The following is an 8,680-nucleotide window of genomic DNA, read 5'->3' as shown; positions in this document are numbered from 1 at the left end:
CCATCAACCAGCATCTTTGTAGTGTAATCAAGTCTTCTTTTTAGGACGCTAATTCAGAAACAAAGGGAGCATTATCAGAATTGTGACATTCTAGACTTGTTACCTGACGGGACTTCTATTTCGTAAGCTGGTTTTCCAACCTCCAACCTAACACCTCTCGTATCGTGCCCGCGAAATTGCCGATGATGTTCAAGAAAGCCAGCCTGGCGTGGATATTGTGTCCTGCCCTTATATTAACGAATCCAGCCAGAGCGCAGGAGAGTGAGCCTGAAGCCCCTATTCTCGATTTGGATGAATTCATAACTGAAGAGGTTTCCCAGGAATTATCCGATTCCCTCCTGCCCACCGATAGAAGCGTCAGCTCCGCATTTTTCGAGGACATGAAACTATTGGAGATTCCCCGCTCCGTGATGGTCCTGTCTCCGGAAACAATGGAACAGTTCCAAATTAAGGACTTTGATGACCTTCAAAAGATCGGAGCTGGAACGGAGCGTTATAATTTCTATGGAATAGCAGGTGCCCCGGTTTTGCGTGGTTGGCAAGGCGGCATCTACTTCAATGGTATGCTGCGGGCCTTCCAGCGGAATGAAATGCCTACTTCCTTTGGAGCCCTTGAAGCCATGGAAGTCGTTAAAGGACCCGCACCGGCACAGTTTATCCCAAGTCATGTGGGTGGTTATGTAAACATGATTCCTAAATCACCCTTCTTCAATGAATCACGCGGATCCGTAAAATTCCAGATTGGCTCGAACGATCTCTACAACTTGCAAATCGATAAAGGCGGTCCATTCCTGATAGGTGACAAACCCGCTGCCTACCGAATTTCACTAACGGTCCAGAATGCGGACTCATGGTACGACCGTATTGGCAATGATTTCATATCTCTCTACAGTTCCATCAAAACCCAGCTTTCAGAAAATACCTATCTGTTTGCCGGCGCTGAATACTACGAATTTCGGAGTAATGAAAATGCTGGATGGAATCGGCCATCGCAAAACCTGATCTCCAACAGCGAGTATGTGATCGGTGAACCTTTGAGTCTGGTTCGTTCCAGTAAAGGAGGAATTGCTGATCGCGCTCTGTTGGGGAGAAATGCGGACTTTCGTGCATTGGTCGTGCCTGCATCCATTGTGAATGATGCGCTTGCCGATGGGCGAGTGAATGCTTCTCAATTAGCAGCGCTCAAAGATCTCAGCGACTCCGAAGTGCGCTCCAGTATCTATGACGGCTTACCTGAAGATGTGGAACAAACCTCGAGCGGGTTTCTCTACACGCCAGATTACTTCCTGGCAGGAGGAGAAGTATTTACCAAATCCATTCGTGGTAATGAAGTGCTTTCAGATTCCTCGGACTTTGCAGACTCGGAAGACCTTATGCTCTTCGTTGATTTGGAACACTTCCTTTCTGACTCAACTACCCTAACCAATAAATTTTTCTTCGAGGACATCTACACCGACAAATTGTCGTCCTACCAATACGCATTTCGCTCCAGACAAACAGTGATCGATGATCGACTGTCAGCAACCACCACATTTGAAGCAGGAGAATATACACAACTCATCCTGGATTATGGCGTCCAGGCACGATTCACCGATGCAATTCAGTTGCAGGATTTCTGGTCTGAACCCTTCGCCAGAAGAGATATCTCCAAAGACACGATAAGCAAAAATACGGTATTTCTTTCTGGAGCACAGATCGACCCTGTTTCGGGGAACAACTACTGGGGCGGTGGCTTCGGTGCAAGCGGTCCCGGCGGTCATGCGGTGGAATCAGAGCTAGCCCAACTGGGTACCTTCGCTTCCGCATTGATGCTTGTCGGAAAACATTTCTCCCTCATTACGAGTCTCCGTTGGGACTCTGTGGATTTCGAAACGAAGATACCAACCGGGCCAACCGACATTGCCCAAAACACAACTGAAGGCGACGACAGCTTTTTCAACTGGAGTATCAATCCAACGATTAAGGTGAGTGAACAAGTCAGCCTCTATGGAGCCTTTCAGGAAGCGACCACCTACGCTCCGCTACAAGGAGGCGCTGTTCTGGGCGATCAGAATTTTGGTGATTCACAGCTCAAGGAAGTCGGGATCAAATTTTCACTCCTGGAAAACAAGTTGTATGCAAGCGCCGCAGTATACGAATGGAAACAGTCTGCCTTTAACGACCGAACCAACACGTCTGATCCCTACAAGTCTGAAGGAGTCGAGATCGAATTTGCCTATGAAGTAAATGACCGAACCACGATCATTGGCTCCTACAGCGATCGTGAAACAAGACGAACAAGTCCCCTGGGATTTCGCTCCATGCCGTTCGGACTGGTGGATCCGACCGGAGCGAATAACGACGAAATCGGCATCGCGCTGGCAGCCGGTAGTTTGTTGCATCAGTTTTCCGGCGCTTTTGGAGGCTTCACTCCTCAGGGAAGCAGCCCGACCAACAATCCCGAGCTCATCGTTCCGGGTGCGCCCGAACAAACTGCCAAGTTATTTATTGCTACCTCCCTGGATGGCCCGTGGGGATTCGCAATCGGAGTCGTTCACAGCAGCTCCTACTTTTCCAGCTATGATCGAAATATCCGGATCGATTCATCGACCGTATTGAACGGCAACATCAGTTACAAAACCGATAAATGGAAAGCGATGCTCAGTCTGGAGAATCTAACCGAGGAAGATTACTTTGTTGGCTCCGAACCAACCTTCGCGGCCAATACCATCATCACCAAAGCACCGGAAGATATTCAGGGAAGGCTAACAATTACTGTTCCCTTCTAAATATTCCCAGATGATACTATTGTGAGTCGATTCTCAAAAATGGTCATCTTGAAATTCAGTCCCACAATCGGTGTTTGCAGGCGGCTTTCACGTCTATTTCTAAATCCAATCCCTGCGCTGACGATTCTTCTGTTTACGGGAAATAGTGTCTGTTGGGCTCAAGACAGCCAATTGGCCGATACCGTTTTTATCAACGGAACCGTTTACACCATAGATGAAAAAAGAACCATTCGTGAAGCGGTCGCCATTAAGGGAAACAAGATCCTATTCGCCGGGAAAGAAAAAGAAATAGTTGCCTATGTAGGAAACAGTACTCGAATCATCGACATGAAGGGAGGCGTATTGCTGCCAGGATTTACCGATGCACATACCCACCCAATCCAGGGAGGCTTTGCTCTGACCAGACTCTCTTTTGAAGACATCGATGATGCAAAAATCATTCAACAGAAGCTTGCCACCTACGCGAAATCTCATCCCGAATTAAAAGTAATTTTTGGCATCGGTTGGTCTTTGAATCAGTTTAAAGATGGCAATCCACATAAGCGCATTCTTGATGCAGTCGTATCCGACCGTCCAGTCGTCCTGATCGACTCCAATGGTCACAGCGCCTGGGCAAACTCAATCGCCCTTGAGAAAGCCGGAATCAATCGTAATACACCTACTCCAACAAACGGATACATAGAGCGCGATCCTCAATTACAGGAAGCCACAGGCACCCTTCGCGAATCAGCCCAAGAACTCGTATTAAAACTTCTTCCTGAACCCACTTTGCAAGAACAGGTCGATCAATTGCGTGCAGGTCTCGAATACCAAAACGCTCTGGGATACACCGCTCTTATTGACGCAAGCATCGGGGCCGGAAACGAACAAAACGCCTACCTGGTCCTGGCAGATCAAAAGGAACTAACAGCTCGTACGCTGCTAGCGCTGAGATCGGGTGAATCGTTGCTGAAGACCGATGTGGCACAAAACGAGATTACACAAACGGTTAATCAATTGAGTGAACGACGCGACACAATCGAACGACGCTCGCAAGGCCTGCTCTCGGGCAATATGGTAAAGGTATTTGTAGATGGAGGATTGGAAAGTTGCACTGCTGCATTCCTACAGAACTACGCTGATTCAGGATGTGGTAGCAGTCACCTAGGAGAAATCAACATGCCTGAAAACGTAATCCAGGAATACGTTACCGCTTTAGACAAAGCAGGCTTTCAAGTCCACTTTCACACCATCGGCGATCGAGCAGCGCGAGTCGCATTGGATTCCATCGACAGTGCGCAAACAACCAACCGGACCATCGATCGGAGACATACTCTCTCTCATTTACAGTTTGCCCACGAGCAGGACTTTCCTCGTTTTAAACAACTGAATGTCTATGCAAACATTCAGGCTTTATGGGCGTTTCCCTATGACGATTCGATGGCCTCATTCATAGGTTCGGAAATCGGAAACGGGATTTATCCATTCCGGTCACTCCGAGATGCTGGATCCACGCTTGTCTACGGTTCCGACTGGCCTGTATCAACCGCGAATCCCTTCCACGCGACGGAAGTAGCAGTCTTAAGAAAAGATCCCTCCAAGCTTACCGGACAAGTTTTGCTGCCAAACGAAACTCTAACCGTCGATGACATGATCACCGCCCTCACCAATGGCGGTGCACGCATCATGCATCAGGAGTCCATCCGCGGCAGTATCGAAGTCGGAAAACTAGCAGACCTGGTTCTACTAAACCAAAATCCCTATCACTCAAAACCTACCGACCTATCGGAGATAACTATCGAACTCACCATGTTCGATGGCCGTGTTGTCCACCCCTAATTTAATAGTCATCCATCCCTCAAAGTATGTGTTCAGCAAAAATGCATCTATCGCAATTAGAGATCTTTCAATTTCGTAACGACAAAACTAAGCGATAAAACCTAGACACTCCCAATTCCTGATTTCCCTTAAAGCGAATTCGTTCCCGTAGTTAAGATTGACTCACAATTTCCTGAGTCATGAAAACTAGCTCCCAATCTACTAAGTCGTCACTCGATTCTACATGCCATTGAAACTCCTCCCATTCAGAAGTCTGGTCGATCTCGATTATTATCTCACCAGATGAAGTATGCGCCAGACTAGAATAGGCAACGACAGCATCTACAGTTCTGGGATCCAAACCCAATTGAGCTTCAATTCCATTTGCCAGGCCATCCTCGTCCGCATCAGCAAAAAATCCTGAGATCTCACCATCTTGAAGCTCGGAAGCGTTAAAAAAAGCTTGTCTCCAACTTTCCCATTCTCGGCCGAAAACCGCTTCGAATTCTGTATAGACGTCGATTATGTATTCTTCAACAGGATTGCTGGAATTCAATGCTCCACTCCAATGCTGAAAACTCCAACCAGCTGATGGAACAGCTTCCAATTGTAGAGTCTTTCCTTTATCCACCGGGGTTCCGTCAGGTGTGATGCGTATTTCCCCGCCACCAATTGATTTCGTAGAGATGTCCACCTGCTCTAGAAAATGAGCTGTAATATGAGCGCCCTGCCTAGCTTCAACAGCAATCGGATTTAATGACCCAATGCTATCACCAGACCACTTTTCGAAACGATTGCCAGGATCAGGAATGGAATATACTTCTATCATGGCCCCTATTGGCACGGCATCCAGATTGTAAGTCGACTGTACTTGCCCAAACCCATCAACCGAAGAGGTAATTGTTACAGACTCAATGAAACCAATAGATGTACTTACGGAATAGCTATTATTGAATTCATTCATTTCCATCGTAAGTTCCTCGACATCTACCATCGCCCTAAAAAAAATGTTGCCGATGGGTACTCGGTCGGGAATTGGAAAACTAAATGGGAAATTTAACAATTCACCCGCGGCAAGACCTTCCTGACCGATAGGCAGTTTTCCAATTTCTACTTCGCTGATATCTGATAGTGATGGATCGCTTGATAAAAATAATCTAACTGAAGTTCCTTCATCAACAGCAACAAATTCCAGCCCCAGGTTTCGAACAGAAATCGTTCCGCTCAAGAGCTGCCCTGCTTCCAATTGTGGACCAAGAGAATCAAGGGAAATTTCACCGATGGACAAATCGCCAAGCGCGATCGTTGCGTTGTAGTAACTACTTGCGTTTGGATCACTTTCAAGAATCAGTTTATGGTTTTCATAAAATAAGCTTTCCAAGGTAATCCCTGGTCCAAAATCTGTATACACCTGTTTCGTATTCGCAGTTGGGTGGTAGTACAAAGCATCCCGATCAAAACTAAAGAATCCAGACCCTGCCTGCAACAATTCTCCGCGGGCCACAGCTGAAGTAGAATCATCCGGAAGATCGTTTACTACCTTTGCCGCAACCATTCCTGTTTCATCCAGGTGATCCCAATTTATACCATCCAATGAAAATGCTACCACGCCATTCACACCGACTGCAATAAATCTGTCCTCGAGCCAAACGACTTTTGTAAAATTCCAACTAATACCGGGAGTCTCCCAATCCAATCCGTTTTGGGAAACAAACAATTGTCCAGTCGGCAATGAACTCCTAGGTGATTGAGTTTTAACGGCAATGTAGGCATCACTGCCGTTATTTGCCGTCGAAATCGTTTCCTTGTAAATATGGGGATATAATCTATTACTCTTCCAGCTTTGAAGATCTGCAGTAACGTACACCTCAGCCTCGTCAAATCCGTGAGGTTCTTTTGGTTCAAGGTAACTCTGAACCACCAATAAATTTCCATAGGATTCAATCTCACGCAATTCGCCCATGATCTTCACGTTACAGGAAATCCACACGTCACCATTTATGGAATAAAACAACTCATTTGAATCTGTCCCGATGACAAGGACACCCCCATAGGTTTCAAGGAGAGTAATATTGAGGCCTTCCGGAATCGGAATCTCATTCCAGGTCGTACCCAGCTCCAATCCCCCCTTCGCTAACAAAGCTGGGGCACTTTCATCGGTAGCATCTGTAAATAATCCAATAAGAGTCCCGTTAAAAGTATGGAGCTCTTTTAGATGACGGTCTTCATAGGGAACCCGAGGCACCCAATTCCTACCATTCTCGGACGTCCAAATTACACCGGCTCCATCGAAATAGACTTCTCCAGTGCCAAGCACTCTGAGATTACCATATAAATAGTACTGACCGTCCTCAAAAAATGCGTCGCCAAGTTCAAACTCTTGAGCCGTCAATGCTTGCGAATTCCATGCGAGACCATCTGAGGAATGATAGACTCGGACGCCACGGTTAAAAGGATCATCCACAATGACAAGACCGTCCCCTCCGGCGAGAATCTTAATATGTTTCCCACTATTGTCCTCTGCCGTAGGGGCAGGAAGAGATTTCCACTCAATACCATCTTCCGACCTGTGAACATCACCCGTTCTCGCCAAAGCATATGCCACTCCTTGATAGCTATCGATTTCTGTATAGTTATACAATTTACGATTTGTAGATATTGGGAGTGGTCCCTGGGATACGATTTTGCCTTCCGCCGTTTTATAGGATTGCCCATTTTGGACAGTATAGATTTCATAGTCAACATTGCCAAATTGACGAGGGCTCCAATTTAGACCAAAGTTCGGTCCCCCAGACTCAAATTCCTTCACCCCATTCGCATACAATTCGATTTTCTCAAGATCCCCAAAAGGATCGATTATCAATTCGTTCAAATCAACAGGTGATAGTGCATTCGCATAACGTACTCCATCGGTGCGATCAATATAAACAACAGGCTTACTTAACTGTTGGCCGTAACCTGGGCCAGAACGAGACGGCAGATTGTCAGGGAGTGAATCACCCAGTTTTGTTGATTGCATTAAACCGTTTTCGGACAACATCACCAGGTCTCCATTACTATGCGCCATACTGAAGTCGCCATGGACGTTGGGGAGATCATTATTAAAAACCTGATTAAATTCAGTTGAAGTTGCCGAATATTCATATTCTGGGAAGTCCCACCTATGTGTTAATATCATTCCTCCACTGCCAAATAAATCCCTATAACTGTTTGAAACAAATGGCCTCCAATTGAGACCGTCCTCTGAAATGACTCTGGAATCATTACTATACAAACCGGTTTTAGTTAGGATGAATTGGGCACCTGTAAAAACAACTTTCCCGAACCAATCGGGCCATTGGACAACATCCCAATTAACACCATCAATTGACCGGTAGGTTCTTGCCGTATCCAATCCAACAAATATTCCATTTCCATACGCTACGAACCTGGGATAATTATCTCCGTCAAAAGTCTGCCATTCCGTTCCATTTTCGGAAACCGCCAATTTTATTCCTGTTTCATACAAGTCGTGAGCCACATAAACGCCATTTCCGTATTCAACTTTCCTGATAAGAAAAATTTGTGGCGACGGTGCCGACTCCCAGTCCACCAGATTGGCAGATGACACAGCCTCCTTCTGCCAATTGAATATCAGATAGTTTTCACCATCGAAGATAACATCGTTAATGCGTCCACTCATTCCCATGTTCAAGACCATCCACGTTCGACCGTCCGACGACTGGTATACCCTATCGGTCCCTCCAAAACAGAAAAACTGTTGGTTAACCTCTTTAACGATGAAGCCGTCATCTGTGCCTATCTCAGGCCAGTAGTTTCTCTCCTGATTAGCAGTTACATCCTCCACTACCAGCAAAGCTTTATTGGTGTAAATCGAACCGAAACCACCTTTTCCTTCCAAATGATACAAACCCGTATCATCAGGCGTTGCGTTTTCTAAGGTGATCGTTCTTTCGTTCGCACCCTCAACAGGCAGATCGTTTTTATACCACTGATACTCAATCGGTGAATTCGAATCGAAGTTTCCATAGAGAAACGTTCTCCCACCTAGTGTAGTGCGTCTTAAATAATATAACATATTGGTTGACTTCCCCATCGTCACTGATTTAGGCTTT

3 protein-coding genes are annotated in these 8,680 nt (G+C 46.2%); 2 read left to right on the top strand and 1 reads right to left on the bottom strand.

Features of this window, described 5'->3' with window-relative positions:
* Window positions 1-164 precede the first annotated feature (164 nt).
* Together O3C43_23805 and O3C43_23800 are read left to right on the top strand one after the other, a co-directional pair.
* Window positions 165-2,768: a hypothetical protein gene (locus tag O3C43_23805; GenBank protein ID MDA1069511.1), complete on the top strand. Its 2,604-nt coding sequence runs from the start codon at window positions 165-167 to the stop codon at window positions 2,766-2,768.
* Between the two features lie 21 nt (window positions 2,769-2,789).
* Entirely contained in the window at window positions 2,790-4,586 is a 1,797-nt protein-coding gene (locus O3C43_23800) for an amidohydrolase (protein ID MDA1069510.1), read from the top strand.
* A gap of 151 nt (window positions 4,587-4,737) precedes the next feature.
* Here O3C43_23800 and O3C43_23795 read toward each other — a convergent pair whose 3' ends face one another.
* Window positions 4,738-8,643, bottom strand: coding sequence for a hypothetical protein (locus O3C43_23795; protein MDA1069509.1), 3,906 nt, complete (start codon window positions 8,641-8,643; stop codon window positions 4,738-4,740).
* Window positions 8,644-8,680 lie beyond the last annotated feature (37 nt).

The sequence above is a fragment of the Verrucomicrobiota bacterium genome (assembly GCA_027622555.1).
Lineage (GTDB): Bacteria > Verrucomicrobiota > Verrucomicrobiia > Opitutales > UBA2995 > UBA2995.
The sequence above is the reverse complement of the archived record's forward strand: the minus strand, read 5'-3'. Positions and strand labels throughout refer to the sequence as shown.

Excerpts from the sequence above, each read along its gene's own strand:
- O3C43_23795 (MDA1069509.1), bottom strand. The coding sequence starts at position 8,643 with ATGTTATATTATTTAAGACGCACTACACTAGGTGGGAGAACGTTTCTC.